Origin of the sequence: Acinetobacter pittii ATCC 19004 = CIP 70.29 (assembly GCF_000369045.1) — a bacterium.
Taxonomy (GTDB): Bacteria; Pseudomonadota; Gammaproteobacteria; order Pseudomonadales; family Moraxellaceae; genus Acinetobacter; species Acinetobacter pittii.
On the sequence record NZ_KB849789.1, the window covers coordinates 184,586 to 199,284 of the forward strand.

A 14,699-nucleotide genomic window follows, 5' to 3' on the forward strand; every position below is an offset into this window, starting at 1 on the left:
TGGCAGGGGCGGCTGGATTCGAACCAACGGATGCCGAGATCAAAACCCGGTGCCTTACCACTTGGCGACGCCCCTAACGTGTAACCTTAAAATGATTAAGAGGAGATTCTTTTAAGCTATTTACCAAGTAAGATTTACATGGCGAATGCTTAAGAATTTCATCAATATTCATTTCATTCGTTACTTCAATAAAAACACAAGCACCTGTACCTGTAAGCTTTGCTTGACCAAATTGATCTAAATATTGCATTGCTTCTTCTACTTCAGGGTATAACTGCCGAGCCAGTGGCTCAAAGTTATTTCCAAAATTAGAAGGTTCTAACTGATAGGCGCAAAATTTAGTGGTCTTAGAGTCTCTTGTCAATGTTTTTTGTGAAAAAAGCAATTGAGTGCTGATAAAACAATCAGGTTTTAAAATAATGAACTGTTTTTGATCTAAGTCTATGAATGATAAATGTTCACCGATGCCTTCAGCCCATGCATTTTTACCATAAATAAAAATTGGAACATCAGCACCGAGCTTAACACCGTAGTCCGCAAGTTGTTCTTGCTCTAGGCCACATTCCCATAATTGATTTAATACAATAAGTGTTGTGGCGGCATTAGATGAACCGCCGCCTAGACCCGCACCCATTGGAATATTTTTTTCAATTTTGATGTCCAAGCCACAAAGTTTTTTTGCATGTGGTTTTAGTATTTGGGCTGCTCGATAAATCAAATTTTCTTCAGGTCGAACTTCACTTAACCCATCGATTTTGACTTCTTCGCCCAAAGTCGGTGTAAATGTCATCCAATCATATAAATCAATCAGTTGGAAAATGGTTTGTAGCTCATGGTAACCATTTTCACGTCGGCCTGTAATATGTAAAAACAGGTTGAGCTTAGCAGGGGAAGGAACTCGAATCATAGATTTATATAATTAGACTTAGCGGTTTTGGATGACCATTGTAATACGGTTTTCTTTATCTTCAGCAAGAGCCTGCTTTAAAACCAGTTTGTTTGGCAAAGTTTGTTCACCATCGTAACTGAAATTAACTGTCCAGCCATCTTCAATCAGTTGACTCACTCGATTTGCAGCGTCTTTCGTAATTTGAGCATTTAGCGTTGCTGGTTTTGCTAAAATCCAGCTCGTTAAGTGTGTAATTGGTGCTTGCCAACCCGTTGCTCGCTCTAAAAGTTCTTCTGGAGAGGCTGCGCTAATAAGTCCTGTTTTAGAACTATTTAAAGTTACTTCGCCCGGTTTACCCTGAATTTGGGTTTTTCCAACGCCTAAAATACCGCTTAATTCGATATCAAAATTATCTTGCTGTTGAAGCCAAGTAAAAAAAGCACTACCAGTTTGCTGTGGTGTACGAACCCCAATCTTACCTTGCAAATTAAAGTGTTTTTCGTCTTGAACTTGTTGGGTAACCGCAGGTTTTGGTTGAGTAAAATGCTGACAACCGGTTAGAAATAATACACTTGATCCACAGATCGCTGTGCACAGTTGGGCAAATTTGCTCATATATTTAACTCTTTTTTGCAGATGTAGGTAAAATTAACGCATCAAGCTGTTGTAATTGTGGATCATTGGCATGTTTTTGTTTCAGTTGTTGTAACACTGCGCTAAATTGAGTGAGTGACCCTTGCATATACAAAGCTTTAGCATAACGAACGCCAATATTTATATTATGGCTAAGTTCATACGCTTTGCCTAAGGCTTCCGCCGCAGCTTCATAATCGTTCTGTAAAAATGCAATATAACCTAGAGTATCAAGAATTGAGGCCTGTTCAGGCGCATATTCTAATGCTTGCTCTGCATACTGACGTGCTTCTTTTAAACGACGGTTTTGCAGTGCCAGTGTATAAGCATATGCATTTAGATACGTTGGGCTGTTGGGCTCAAGTTGTAATAATTGTTTTAAGGTTTTGTCCAGCTTGTCACGGTCCGTATATGGATCAAGTAATAAAACTTCCGCATAAATCAGTTCTGGGTCGTCGGGTAGGTTTTTAATTGCTTCATCTAATAGATTTAGTGCAGCTTTTTTATTGCCCATTTTCTTTAAGATTTCAGCTTGGGCTTGATATAAGAAACTTGCATGTTGAGGATAATTTACTCGTTCTTGAGTAAGGAACCGTAAAGCATCGTGTAAATTTTCTTGTTTATCATATATTGCGATCAAGTTTCGTCTAGATACCACATATAAACTGCCATCAACTAAACGATAGTAAGCTTTTGCAGTTTCATAATGCTGTTTACGCTCTGCATTAATGGCTAAGTAGTAATACGCTTCATTTTGATATTTTGCCGAGTTTCGTAGGTCAACAAGATATTGTTCCGCTTTGTCATATTGCTTTAAATCAATACTTGTTAAGCCCGCAATAAATAAGGCTTCTTCAGCTTTAGGGTTGGTTTCTATAATCTTTTCAAGTTTTTCTAACGCAAGCTGAGATTGGTTAATTTGTATGAGATAGCGGATTTCAGCTAATCGAATATCTAAATTTTTCTTATTTTTACGACTCGACTTTGCATACCATTTAAGCGCACCTTCTTGATCGCTGAGAGCAATAAGTAAGTTTGCTTTCATTAAAATAAAGCTCGTTACTTTAGGACGTCGACGTAATGCTTTGTTAATGTTGGTTAGCGCAGTTTGTAATTGGCCATTTTGAGCTTCTAAATTGGCGATGAGTGCCAAAATAGAAGGATTGTCTTTTTCTGCGCTAGAACGTAAAGCTGTTAATAATACTTCTCGATCTTGCGCATTTTCTGGAGCAATGCTAGCTAAAATTTGTTCTAAATCGGCAGTGGGATCTATCTTTAAAATTTTATCTAATGTCTCAGCAGCAAGCTGATATTCGTGCGTTTTTAAAGCAATATGTGACAAATAAAATAAAGCTGGTACATCTTTAGGTTCTTGAGCTACCCAGTGTGTAGCAATATTTAACGCAGCTTGTAAATCATTATATTCAAGTGCAACGTCTAAAGCTCTCTGCTTAATTGATGTAGAGTTGCTTTTAATTGCGAGCACTGTGTAATTATGCAAAGCGTTTGGAATATCGTCATAAGCTAGAGCAAATTCAGCGACCATCGTTTGCTCTAGTGCCTGATCAAATGAATGCACGGCATAGGTCTCTTGCACAGGACGTGCATAGACATACGAGGACATGCTACCTAACAACAAGAATGTGGTAGAATACTGTCTTATCGAAGCACCGTTAAAATTAATACGGCTATTCATTTGACGCAATTTTTATTGATCCAAAGTAATGCTTTTTATGACACCGATGTTGCACAATAGCATAAATTTAGCGAAATGATGATCTGATATGTCTTTCTTTGCATTGGGTGTCAACCATCAAACAGCTTCTGTAGAACTCCGCGAACAAATTGCTTTCAATGCAGAGCGATTAAGTCGTTTGCTTGCCGAACAACGCCATCACCAAAACTTAAAGGATTTGGTGGTCGTCTCGACCTGTAACCGTACAGAAGTTTATGCCATGGCAGAAAACGCCGAAAGCCTTCTAAAATGGTTAGCCGATGCCAATAATATTGATGTAAAGCAGTTAATTCATCATGTTTATCGTTACGAGAATACGCAGGCGATTACACATTTAATGCGAGTGGCGAGTGGTCTAGACTCTCTCATGCTTGGTGAGCCACAAATTTTAGGGCAGGTCAAAAGCGCTTTGGCATTGTCTAAAGAAGCGCAAACGGTCTCTCCTGAATTAAATAGTGTTTTTGAATACGCTTTCTATGCAGCTAAACGTGTACGTTCCGAAACTGCGGTAGGTAGTCATGCTGTTTCAATGGGTTATGCAGTTGCACAACTGGCCTTACAGGTTTTTAGTAAGCCTGAAAAGCTTACTGTTATGGTGGTTGCTGCGGGTGAAATGAATAGCTTGGTGGCTAAACATTTGGCTGAAATGGGTGTCGCGAAGATTATTATTTGTAATCGTAGCCGTGAGCGTGCTGACCAGCTGGCTCAGGAGATTGCACATCAGGTTGAAGTTGAAATTATTGAGTTTTCAGCATTAGCAGAGAATTTATATCGTGCTGATGTCGTGTCGAGCTGTACTGGTAGTTTATATCAAGTTATTGCTTATTCTGATGTTAAGGCCGCATTGAAAAAACGTCGCTACCAACAAATGTTAATGGTTGATTTAGCGGTACCACGTGATATAGATCCTAAAGTGGAAGCACTTGATGGGGTCTATTTATATGGTGTTGATGATTTACAAAGTGTGATTGATGAGAACCTTGCACAACGTCGTCAGGCGGCTGTTGAAGCAGAGGTAATGGTTAATCAATTAGCTACTCAGCTTATTACGCATCAAAAAGTTAAAGAGGCGGGTAGCACAATTCATGCTTACCGCCAACACAGTGAAGAAATTAGTCAACAAGAGCTTACACATGCACTAGAAGCTTTGCATCATGGTGAGAATGCTGAACAAGTATTACAGCAATTTGCACACCGTTTGACGCAAAAGCTTATACATCCTACATCGATATTGCTACGTGAAGCCGCTAAGGCAGAAAATCCTGATTATTTTGAATGGTTACAACAGCATTTACAGGATGTATTTGATCATGAGCGTAAGCCAAAACATTAAGAAAGCAGTCTCAAGCTAATTTTCTTTGTTACTTCATTATACTGATGTCTTAAGTTGCTAGCTTCTTGTAGTGTTTTAGCTTTTTTTATTTTTAGTTTTAAATATTTATCTTGTAAGCCAAGAGAGTATTCATTGGCATGGTTAAAGGCTTTTTCTGGTGAAGTAAGCATAGAAAAAATATTTGTATGATTTAATACCTGAGAAATTTCATTAACGTACAAACTACAAGCGCCTAATACGTAATACATAGCCTGTTCTTGATCTTCTGGTATGTTTTCAGATACTTGATCTAATAGGGATAATATATCACCTAAGATCGTATCTTTATCTATGTAGGCTCTTAAGATTTCAAAATGTGTATATAAAAATGGATTTGCCATCAAAATTGCAATCGCAAAGTCTTCATCTTTTGTATAGATGTTAAACGAAAGCGAAGCATCGTGGCTGATTTGTGGGGTAAAACGTTTACCTAGTCCGAGTTTTTCACGGAAAGATTGAGTAAGTAAGTAACGGAAAGAACCTTGTTTTGGCAATAACTCGGTGAGTTCTCTGAGTTCTCCCATGACTAAGCTTTTCCCTTCAGGCGTACTGATATCGTGTTGACCTGTTAAGTGCGCAAACACGAAATCGGACAGAAGAGGGGCTTGTTGTAATAGTTTTTGAAAATTTTCGAGTCCTTCTCGACGGATGAGAGAGTCGGGGTCGTGATCATTGGGTAGAACAAAAAATTTAAGTTCACGACCATCATTGAGAAGGGGTAAAGCAATTTCTAAAGTTCTGCGTGCTGCTTTTTGACCAGCAGCATCACCATCAAAAGCAATGGTAATTCGGCTATTTTGTTTAAATAGAATATTAAGATGTTCTGTATTACTTGCAGTCCCTAACGTCGCTACAGCTCCAGTAATGCCATATTGCTGAAGCGCAATGACATCCATATAGCCTTCAACCATTAACCAATCGCTAGATTTAAGCTTTCTACCTTCATAAAGTCCATAAAGTAGCTGATTTTTATGAAAGACTTCTGAGTCTGGCGAGTTAATGTATTTGGGTTTTATTTCATCATTTAAGGCACGCCCACCAAAACCAACCACTCGGCCTTTAGGGTCGCGAATTGGGAAAATGACGCGGTCACGTAACAAATCAAAATCACGCCCATTATCACTTGAGCGGATAAGTCCGAGTTGTTTTAATCCGTCAATGTCATAAGGAAAAGCTTTTTCAAGGTGTTGCCAGTCTTCTGGAGCATAGCCTAAGCGCCAAAACTGAATCGTCTGATTAGTTAGTCCACGCTGTTTAAAGTAATTTTTGGCTTTTTGACTATGAGGTAATTGTTGTTCATAAAACTGAGCAACATTTTCCAGTAGGTCATATAAATTACCTTCTTGAACGGGTTCATCAAAGCTAAACGGCTGTTCGAACTGAGCAAAAGTGTCATCAAAAAATACTGGTTCAAGTGTGTTGTAGCTTTCATCCGATGGCTGCTGTGGAGTTACAGGTTCTGCTGCATTTGTTTTAGTAACGGGTGGCTTTGTAACCTGACGGGTATAAGATAGTTTTTTATTTTCAGTATTATCTTTAGGTAATTCAATTCCGGTACTACTCGATAACTCTTTCATTACCTCAATAAAGTTTCGGTTATCAATATCCATAAGAAAACGGATTGCATTTCCGTTAGCCTGACAACCAAAGCAGTGATAATACTGCTTGTCACGGTAAACATGGAATGATGGCGTTTTTTCTTGATGAAAAGGGCAGCAGCCGGAATATGTACGTCCGGTTTTTTTCAATTTCACACGCTGACCAATCAGATCGACAATATCTGTGCGATCTAGAATTTGATCAATCGTATGCTGTGGAATTGCCATAATTCAGATAACCGTAATAAAACTTGATGAGACAGTGAGTTAGAATATTCTGACATGATGAATCGAGATATGCCCAATAAATATTTTAACATTTTATAAAAACAAACAGGCAAGTGATATCACTTGCCTGTTTGTTGAAGTTTTTTTAAAGCTTAAACTTATTGAGCAGCGTCATCCGCACCTTTTGTTGCCTCATCTGATTGAACATCAGTTGAAGCTTCAGTAGAGGTTACAGCTGGTGCAACAGTTGTATTTTCTGCTGCTTGTGACTCAGGTTTGTCTAATAAACCGAAGCTTAAACGGTTTGTCCAACTACGTTCAGACTTAGGAGCTTCAACAGGTGTTTGTTCTGGTGCTTCAGTTTCTTCTTTATCTGAATTACCAATTAAACCAAAACTAACACGGTTGAGGAAACCACGTTTTGGAGCTTCTGCTTCAGTTGTGCTCTCTGGCGTTGCAGCAGTCGATTCACGACCGAAAATACCTAAAGTTGCACGGTTGATCCAGTTACCTTCTTTACGAGCAGCACGCATGTTAACTGTGCCGTCTTTTTTCACAAGGCTTGGATAATTAAGTTTTAAAACTTCAATATATTGTTGCGAAGTAGCTTTATCACCTAACTTGTCATAGCTATATGCCAAAGTGGCTAAAGCTTCTGGAATTTGAGGTGTTTGTGGATAGTGTTCAATCACCCATTGCGAACGTTCTGCGGCGGCGATCCAAGCTTTACGTTTAACGTTGAAGCGGGCAGCAGTCATTTCATTTTCGGCAAGTTCTTGCCCAATGAATTTCATACGCTGAGCAGCATCGACAGAATATTGGCTACTTGGGAAACGACGAATTAAATCAACAAAGTTTTGATACGCAACTTTTAAATAACTCACATCACGATGTGACTGTTGCAAAGAGGTATAACGCATCAAACTGTCGTAGTTTTGCTCCATATTGGCAACAGCACGAACATAATAAGCATAATCCACATTTGGATGTTGAGGATTTAAACGAATAAAACGTTCTGCTAAGGCAATGGCGCCTTCATAATCTTTTTGTTTAAATTTCGAATATAGAAGTTCAAGTTGTGCTTGTTGAGCGTATTGTCCAGTCGGATAATAAGTATCGATTGCTTCTAAAGACTTGGTCGCATCAAGATATTGACCACGGTCAAGCGACTTTTGGGCCTTTTCGAAGTAAGCTTGTTCACTAGATTGAGGGCCAGTATCGACCACTTCTTTTTTACTTGGATTGCTGCTACAGCCCACAAATGCAGACGCTACGCCTAAAGATAAGGCAAGCATCGTAATTTTATAACGTGGTAGCGACATAAAAACTCCTCTGTTATGTTGGGCAATGAGCTACAATTGCGCTATTAAACCACTTTTATCTCAATGATCAAATGACTTCAGCACAATCTTCAAACACAAACTTCTCTGAAACCGACTTCAATTTACTTGAAGATTCTGAGGATGCAGATAACCATACTTCTGATACAACTGCAACACGTTTATCGTTGCAAGTTCAGCTAGATGAAACCTATCTGGGACAACGTATCGATCAGGTAGCAGCTTTGGTGTGGAGCGAGTTTTCGCGTGAAAAGCTCAAGCAATGGTTGAAGGATGGCCATCTGTTGGTGAATGGTAACATTGTCAAGCCTAAGCACCGTTGTGAAGGAACAGAGCTACTTACGCTTGAAGTAGAGCTCGAAGCCCAGACGACGAGTCAACCTGAAAATATTCCACTTAATATTGTCTATGAAGACGATGATATTTTAGTCATTAATAAGCCAGTAGGCATGGTGGTACATCCAGGAGCAGGCAATAGTTCTGGAACTTTAGTGAATGCTTTGCTTTACCATTTCCCAAAATTGGCAGAACTTTCGCGCGCTGGTTTAGTACACCGTATTGATAAAGATACCAGCGGTTTACTGGTTGTCGCTAAAAGCCTAGAAGCTCAATTTTCTTTAAGTAAACAGTTGGCAAATAAAACGGTTTACCGTGTATATGATTTGGTTGTTTATGGAAATATTATTGCTGGCGGTACGATTGATGAACCAATCAAACGCCACCCAGTTGACCGTGTGAAAATGGCAATTTTACCGGGTGGGCGAGATGCGGTAACTCACTACAATGTAAAAGAACGCTTTAAAGATTTTACTCGTGTACAAGCTCGTCTTGAAACAGGACGAACACATCAGATCCGTGTGCATTTTAGTTATATTGGTTACGGTTTGATTGGCGATCAGGTTTATATGAACCGTGTACGTGTGCCAGCTGGTGCATCTGAATTACTGATTGAAACTCTACGTGGTTTTAAACGTCAAGCATTGCATGCAGCTAAATTAGGCTTGAAACACCCTCGTACTGGTGAAGAAATGCTGTTTGAAGCGCCGTGGCCTGAAGACTTTACACATTTAGTAAATGTGTTACGTTCAGAAAACGCTGCATATTAAGGACGTGCATATGGAATTTGTTCAAGGTTTACCTCAAGGCGTATTTGTAGGGCAGACACGTGTTCAACATCCTTTGGCATTACCAACGGATCAACTTGAATTATCTGGCTTTAATTTGGCTTTACATGTCAAAGATGAGGCACAACGTGTTCAACAGCATCGAATGATATTGTTAGATGAGTTTGCGAAATTTGGTGTTAAAAAAATGACATGGATGACCCAAACGCATAGTACGATTTGCCATACTGTAAATGAACAAATTCCTTTTAAAGCTTTAATTGGCGATGGTTTGGTTACCCAAACAAAAGGTCATGCTTTAATGATGATGACGGCTGATTGCTTACCTGTCGTGTTGGGAAATGCCGAAGGCAGTGAAGTTGCTAATTTGCATGCGGGGTGGCGTGGTTTAGCAGGTGGCATTATTGAAAATACAGTTACGGCTATGCAAAATCCTCCGACTTGGGCGTGGTTAGGAGCTGCAATCAGTCAACCTTGTTTTGAAATTGGGGCCGAAGTAAAAACTGCTTTTTGTGATAAATATCCAGAGTTGGAAACAGCTTTTGTTGAGGGCGTGGCTCCAAATAAATTTCATGCAGACTTATATGCCATTGCACGTTTTATTTTGCAAAGTCTAGGTGTGCAACAAGTCTTAGGTGGAGATCAATGTTCTTATCAACAGGGTGATGAGTATTTTTCTTATCGTCGTGATGCGAAGACAGGACGTATGGCTACGTTTGTTTTTATGTAAGTTTTGATAACTTCCTTAAATGACTCTCTTATTTTATATTTATTAAAAATAGGAGAGTTTTTTTATTTAATTTGAAAATATTTCTATAGTATGCAGTAGTGAAAACCTTATATTTCATATTTATAGATGAAGGTTTAGCAAGCGTTAATAAAATGATAAAATAGAAAAAATCGCTCAAAATTTTAATCTTATGTCTTTGCCTGAAAAACATCTCTCTATTGTCTACCACAGTCCATATGGTCATACCGCGAAGGTAGCTTCCGCTATTGCTGCTGGGGCAGAGGTGATGGGTGTAAAAGTACATTTAATGAATATTGAACATATTGATTGGGATGCACTTGATGCATCGCACGGTATTATTTTTGGTTCGCCTACTTATATGGGAAGTATGACCGCTGACTTTAAAAAGTTTATGGACAGTACTTCTAAACGTTGGAAAGAGCGTTTGTGGCAAGGGAAGCTTGCAGCTGGATTTGCAAACTCAGGTGGTCTAAGCGGCGATAAACTGGCGGTATTACAACAATTAAATATTTTTGCGATGCAACATGGCATGCTTTGGTCAGGTTTACCTTTAATGACGACTGGGCATAGTGAAAAAGATTTAAACCGATTATCGAGTTGTTTAGGTTTAATGACACAGTCAGATAATGCACCTGTTGAAATTACTCCTCCACAAGGCGATTTAGATACTGCAAAATGGTTTGGCGAATATATTGCTGGACTCTTATATAGATTAAATTAATAAATTCCGCGATATAAAAAAGCCTCTAAAAAGAGGCTTTTTATTTAATTACTTATGAAATATACGAGCTTTATCACGCTGCCAATCGCGATCTTTTTCAGTCGCACGTTTGTCGTGAAGCTGTTTACCTTTCACAAGCGCGATTTCAAGCTTCACCAAGTGACCTTTCCAATAACATGCTAAAGGAACACATGAGTAACCTTTTTGGTTAACTGAACCCGTTAGCTTTTCTAGTTCTCGGCGTGATAATAATAATTTACGTGTACGTGTAGCTTCAGGTACTACATGAGTAGATGCCGAAAGGAGCGGTTGAATTTGTGCACCAAATAAAAACGCTTCACCATTCTTAAAAATGACATAACTTTCTGTCAAACTCATGCGACCAGCACGTAAAGACTTTACTTCCCAGCCGAGTAAAGACATACCAGCTTCAAATTTTTCTTCGATAAAATAATCATGACGGGCACGTTTATTTTGTGCGATGGTTCCGCCATTATGTTTCTTTACTACTGTTGCTTTCGCCATAATTCAAACTTCCACAATTGCCCCTATTGTGCCGTAAACTGATGCTAAGGTGAAGTTTTTCCTGCACGTCAATATTTCGCCTCATGTATAACTTTTGCTAAAATAGGTTCACAATACAATTAGAGTACTAGCGGATGTCTAAAACGCGTGTAATTTATCCTGGAACATTTGACCCCATCACGAATGGACACGTTGATTTAGTTACTAGAGCATCAAGAATGTTTGATGAGGTTGTAGTAGCAATTGCAATTGGACATCATAAAAACCCTTTGTTCAGTCTAGAAGAGAGAGTTGAACTCGCCCAAACATCACTCAGCCATTTATCAAATGTGGAATTTGTTGGTTTTGATGGTTTGCTTGTTAATTTTTTCAAAGAGCAAAAGGCAACAGCAGTACTTCGTGGTTTAAGAGCAGTTTCTGATTTTGAATATGAATTTCAACTTGCCAATATGAACCGTCAACTTGACCCACATTTTGAAGCAGTATTTTTAACACCATCTGAGCAGTATTCATTTATTTCTTCGACATTGATTCGAGAAATTGCTCGTTTAAAAGGGGATGTAACCAAGTTTGTTCCGCAAGCTGTGGTTGAGGCCTTTGAACGTAAACATCAACAAGGTTGGTAAAGTGTCGTTATATATCACCGATGAATGCATAAACTGTGATGTTTGTGAACCAGTTTGCCCAAATGAAGCTATTTTCATGGGTGAAGTGATTTACGAAATTCATCCGGATTTATGCACTGAATGCGTTGGTCATCATGACCAGCCGCAATGTCAGTTATTTTGTCCAGTGGACTGTATTCCTAAAGATCCGCAGCATGTGGAAACGGAAGATGAGCTATTCGACAAATATAAAAGATTAATTGCTCAAAAAAGCACAAGCAATTAGTAAATAAATTTGTTAATATGCGCCCCTGAAGTGAGCTGGATGGTCGCTGCTGTGGAGGTCTTTGTGACTGAAGCAGGGGAGGAAAGTCCGGGCTTCATAGGGCAGGGTGCCAGGTAACGCCTGGGCGGTGAAAGCCGACGGAAAGTGCAGCAGAGAGTAGACCGCCTCATTCGTGAGGTAAGGGTGAAAGGGTGCGGTAAGAGCGCACCGCGTGTCTGGTAACAGTTCACGGCATGGTAAACCCCACCAGAAGCAAGACCAAATAGGAATCCTGAGGTACGGCCCGTACTGGATTCGGGTAGGTCGCTTGAGCGTATGAGTGATTGTACGCCTAGAGGAATGACCATCCTCGACAGAACCCGGCTTATAGGCTCACTTCACCTAATTTATTTAAAATTTTTCTTGACGTGCGTTAAAGAAGTTAAGATAATGCGCGCACAGTTTTCGGCTATGTAGCTCAGTTGGTTAGAGCACCGCACTCATAATGCGGGGGTCACAAGTTCAAGTCTCGTCATAGCCACCATTTTATAGACCACGCTCCTGCGTGGTCTTTTTTTATCCTTATTTTTTGATTAAACACAGTTTGTAAAGACCGACTTTATAGTTATGGCATTGTTTGTCTAGATCAATTTCTTCATGTTCTTATAACACTTAACAAGGATGTTGAAGACATGAAAAGGTCATTATTATTTTTAGGAATTTTAAGTTTAACTGCGGGAGTAGAGGCTTCTGCGGCCGATTTAAGTTGGGGAGATCCAACTTTGGATTCGGGTCAATTTAAAGTTTCTGGCGCAGTACGTTCTCGTTATTTGCATAAAGATTATGTGGTTGATGCAAATGAAGGTTCTCAAAATGATGACTGGCGATTAACTGATATTAAATTAGTGCTAGGTTATGAAAATCCAGATTGGATTGCAGGTGCGGATGCTCGTTGTTATCAATATGATCGCTTGTGTGATGCGATTTTTCTAAAAAAAGCTTGGGTAGGTTATAAATTATCTGATCAGCAGAGAATCACGGCAGGTTTACAACCCGTTGATTTTGGTTTTGGCGAATTTTGGGGAAGTAGTTATTACGAAACACTTTTAAATACAGTTGGTTTAGAAGATATCGATAATCTGGGGATTAAATATAAATTTGCAGATGACAAATACAATTTAACCTTAGGATTCTATCCAACTGATGGAGGAAACTATAAGGGAACTTCAAAGGACTCAAGTCGATACAGTGGTAATTTTGTTGAAGCGGATGATTTAAGTACAGGCACCAATATTGAAGAAAAAAATATGTGGATTGCTCGAGCATCTAGAAAATTTGAACTGGATAAATCTCAAAACTTTTCGACTGAGCTAGGTGGGTCAGTTTGGTACTCCGATTTAGGAAATAAAAGAACAGACGAAGATGGACACCGCAAGTCATGGAATGTATTTGCTCAAACGCAATATCAAGCATGGCAATGGATGTTCTTAGCAGGTAAGCAAGATGTCACCAATGGTGATAATTTATTGCCAAATAGCTCAACCATTGGAGCATTTGATTACCCGTATCAAGTCGCTAACAAAGGCAAATATCTGGTCAATGAAATTAACTATACCTTTGCTCAGCCATTTCACAAACTTGAAAATATTAAACCTTATATCTCTCATAGCCGCTTCTTTAAAGATGAGAATGGTTATAAAGACTCTGAACGCTTAATTGCAGGGGTTTATTTTAATTACAAAGCCATTGGTATTCAGGGTGAATACATTATGAGTAAAAATGATCCAATGGTTGGTGGTGGGGCTGATGGCCTTGCACAAGGTAGCAGTAATGATTGGGATAAATTATTTTATCTTTCAATCGGATATTATTTTTAAAATTTAAAAGCGATTTATTGCCCTAAGTGAATACACTTCACTTAGGGCTTTTTTATAGAAAGACTTTTTCAGGTGGTGGATCTCGTTTGACGGCTGGTGAAATGAGTTGTCCACGACTTAGGTTTTGTACATGCTTTAAACGATTGAGCAATTCGTTTTGAATAAACAAAATGCAGGTTTGTAATTTAGATGAGCTTTTGAGTCGTGATGGATAAACTGCCCAAACATCTGCATCTTGCCAATATTCGGGTAAAATGTGTTGGAGTTGACCTGTAATTAATTCATCTGCAACATCCCAAATTGATCGGAAAATAATCCCGTGGCCTTCTATGGCAAGTTGATGAATAATTTCGCCGTTATTCGAAACAAAACGTGGTTTGATATGCACTGAGACATCTTCAGAAGCATGCCTAAATTTCCATAGCACAGACGATTGATCACGCTCACTAATCGTCAAACAATCATGTGTTTGCAAGTCTTCAATGCTGTCTGGTACGCCGTGTTTAAGTAAATAACTTGGTGCCGCACATAAAATACGAAAATTAGAAGCCAGCTTCTTCGCAATCATGTTTGGCGCAATTTCATTACCAATTCTAATATCCAAATCAATACTGTGTTGAATCAAGTCCTTGGTATTGTCGATGGTGTCAAAATGAATCTGAAGTTTTGGATAGAGCATCATTAATTTAGACAAAATTGGTGCGATATGCTTTCTGCCAAAACCAAAGCTACTAATAATATCCATACGACCGGTAGGCGTACTGAGTGGGTTATTTACCAGTTCACAGACTTCATCAAATTCTTCAAGAATATTTGAAACTCTCTCAAGGATGAGTTTGCCATCTTCTGTCAGACTAACGTGACGCGTGCTGCGATGAAAAAGTTTGCAGCTTAACGTGTTTTCTAAAATATTAATTCGCTTGCTAATAAAAGCAGGCGAAGTCCCTAGTTCCTCAGCAGATTCGACAAAACTTTTTAGTTTGGCGACTGTGCAAAAAACCTTTAAATCCGATAGGTTAGGTAGATTGTTCACGAT

At 39.0% G+C, this 14,699-nt stretch carries 14 protein-coding genes, 2 tRNA genes and 1 other RNA gene; 9 read left to right on the forward strand and 8 right to left on the reverse strand.

The window, feature by feature from the left end; genetic code table 11:
- From F928_RS11340 to F928_RS11355, 4 genes are all read right to left on the reverse strand, one after another.
- Positions 1 to 75, reverse strand: a tRNA-Gln gene (locus F928_RS11340).
- Complete coding sequence (gene ispE / locus F928_RS11345; RefSeq protein ID WP_005075262.1) at positions 74 to 907, reverse strand: 4-(cytidine 5'-diphospho)-2-C-methyl-D-erythritol kinase; 834 nt, start codon at positions 905 to 907, stop codon at positions 74 to 76. The genes F928_RS11340 and ispE overlap by 2 nt, the downstream gene beginning before the upstream one ends.
- A gap of 18 nt (positions 908 to 925) precedes the next feature.
- The gene (gene lolB, locus F928_RS11350) at positions 926 to 1,504 is read right to left on the reverse strand and encodes a lipoprotein insertase outer membrane protein LolB (RefSeq protein ID WP_005070955.1); all 579 of its coding nucleotides are present in this window, start codon (positions 1,502 to 1,504) and stop codon (positions 926 to 928) included.
- Between the two features lie 4 nt (positions 1,505 to 1,508).
- On the reverse strand, positions 1,509 to 3,218 hold the full coding sequence (locus F928_RS11355) for a tetratricopeptide repeat protein (protein WP_005070953.1): 1,710 nt from the start codon (positions 3,216 to 3,218) through the stop codon (positions 1,509 to 1,511).
- Positions 3,219 to 3,306: 88 nt separating this feature from the next.
- Here F928_RS11355 and hemA point away from each other — a divergent pair, with 88 nt between their 5' ends.
- Complete coding sequence (hemA, locus tag F928_RS11360) at positions 3,307 to 4,590, forward strand: glutamyl-tRNA reductase (protein ID WP_005075265.1); 1,284 nt, start codon at positions 3,307 to 3,309, stop codon at positions 4,588 to 4,590.
- Here hemA and dnaG read toward each other — a convergent pair.
- Positions 4,587 to 6,455, reverse strand: a complete 1,869-nt coding sequence (gene dnaG, locus F928_RS11365; protein ID WP_005075267.1) for a DNA primase — start codon at positions 6,453 to 6,455, stop codon at positions 4,587 to 4,589. The genes hemA and dnaG overlap by 4 nt on opposite strands.
- Positions 6,456 to 6,613: 158 nt before the next feature.
- Entirely contained in the window at positions 6,614 to 7,777 is a 1,164-nt protein-coding gene (gene comL, locus F928_RS11370; RefSeq protein ID WP_005075268.1) for an outer membrane protein assembly factor BamD, read from the reverse strand.
- A gap of 71 nt (positions 7,778 to 7,848) precedes the next feature.
- Between comL and rluD the strand changes: the two genes are divergently transcribed.
- From rluD to F928_RS11385, 3 genes are all read left to right on the forward strand, one after another.
- On the forward strand, positions 7,849 to 8,901 hold the full coding sequence (rluD, locus tag F928_RS11375; RefSeq protein WP_005075271.1) for a 23S rRNA pseudouridine(1911/1915/1917) synthase RluD: 1,053 nt from the start codon (positions 7,849 to 7,851) through the stop codon (positions 8,899 to 8,901).
- 10 nt (positions 8,902 to 8,911) lie between these two features.
- Positions 8,912 to 9,649, forward strand: a complete 738-nt coding sequence (pgeF, locus tag F928_RS11380; protein WP_005075273.1) for a peptidoglycan editing factor PgeF — start codon at positions 8,912 to 8,914, stop codon at positions 9,647 to 9,649.
- Between the two features lie 190 nt (positions 9,650 to 9,839).
- Positions 9,840 to 10,391 carry a flavodoxin family protein gene (locus tag F928_RS11385; protein WP_005075275.1) on the forward strand — a complete coding sequence of 184 codons (552 nt, stop codon included), beginning with the start codon at positions 9,840 to 9,842 and terminating at the stop codon, positions 10,389 to 10,391.
- Positions 10,392 to 10,439: 48 nt separating this feature from the next.
- Here F928_RS11385 and smpB read toward each other — a convergent pair whose 3' ends face one another.
- Positions 10,440 to 10,916, reverse strand: coding sequence for an SsrA-binding protein SmpB (smpB, locus tag F928_RS11390; protein WP_002120348.1), 477 nt, complete (start codon positions 10,914 to 10,916; stop codon positions 10,440 to 10,442).
- Positions 10,917 to 11,050: 134 nt separating this feature from the next.
- Here smpB and coaD point away from each other — a divergent pair, with 134 nt between their 5' ends.
- From coaD to F928_RS11410, 5 genes are all read left to right on the forward strand, one after another.
- Positions 11,051 to 11,542: a pantetheine-phosphate adenylyltransferase gene (gene coaD, locus F928_RS11395; RefSeq protein WP_005070938.1), complete on the forward strand. Its 492-nt coding sequence runs from the start codon at positions 11,051 to 11,053 to the stop codon at positions 11,540 to 11,542.
- Between the two features lies 1 nt (position 11,543).
- Positions 11,544 to 11,807, forward strand: a complete 264-nt coding sequence (locus F928_RS11400) for a YfhL family 4Fe-4S dicluster ferredoxin (RefSeq protein ID WP_005075278.1) — start codon at positions 11,544 to 11,546, stop codon at positions 11,805 to 11,807.
- Between the two features lie 27 nt (positions 11,808 to 11,834).
- Positions 11,835 to 12,190: RNase P RNA component class A (rnpB, locus tag F928_RS12615), an RNA gene on the forward strand.
- A 63-nt stretch (positions 12,191 to 12,253) separates the two neighbouring features.
- Positions 12,254 to 12,330: transfer RNA gene (locus tag F928_RS11405), tRNA-Met, on the forward strand.
- Positions 12,331 to 12,478: 148 nt separating this feature from the next.
- The gene (locus F928_RS11410; protein WP_005075281.1) at positions 12,479 to 13,663 is read left to right on the forward strand and encodes a porin; all 1,185 of its coding nucleotides are present in this window, start codon (positions 12,479 to 12,481) and stop codon (positions 13,661 to 13,663) included.
- Between the two features lie 52 nt (positions 13,664 to 13,715).
- On the opposite strand, the gene yeaT is transcribed toward F928_RS11410, so the two are convergent.
- Positions 13,716 to 14,696, reverse strand: a complete 981-nt coding sequence (gene yeaT / locus F928_RS11415) for a LysR family transcriptional regulator (RefSeq protein WP_002120373.1) — start codon at positions 14,694 to 14,696, stop codon at positions 13,716 to 13,718.
- Positions 14,697 to 14,699: the final 3 nt, after the last annotated feature.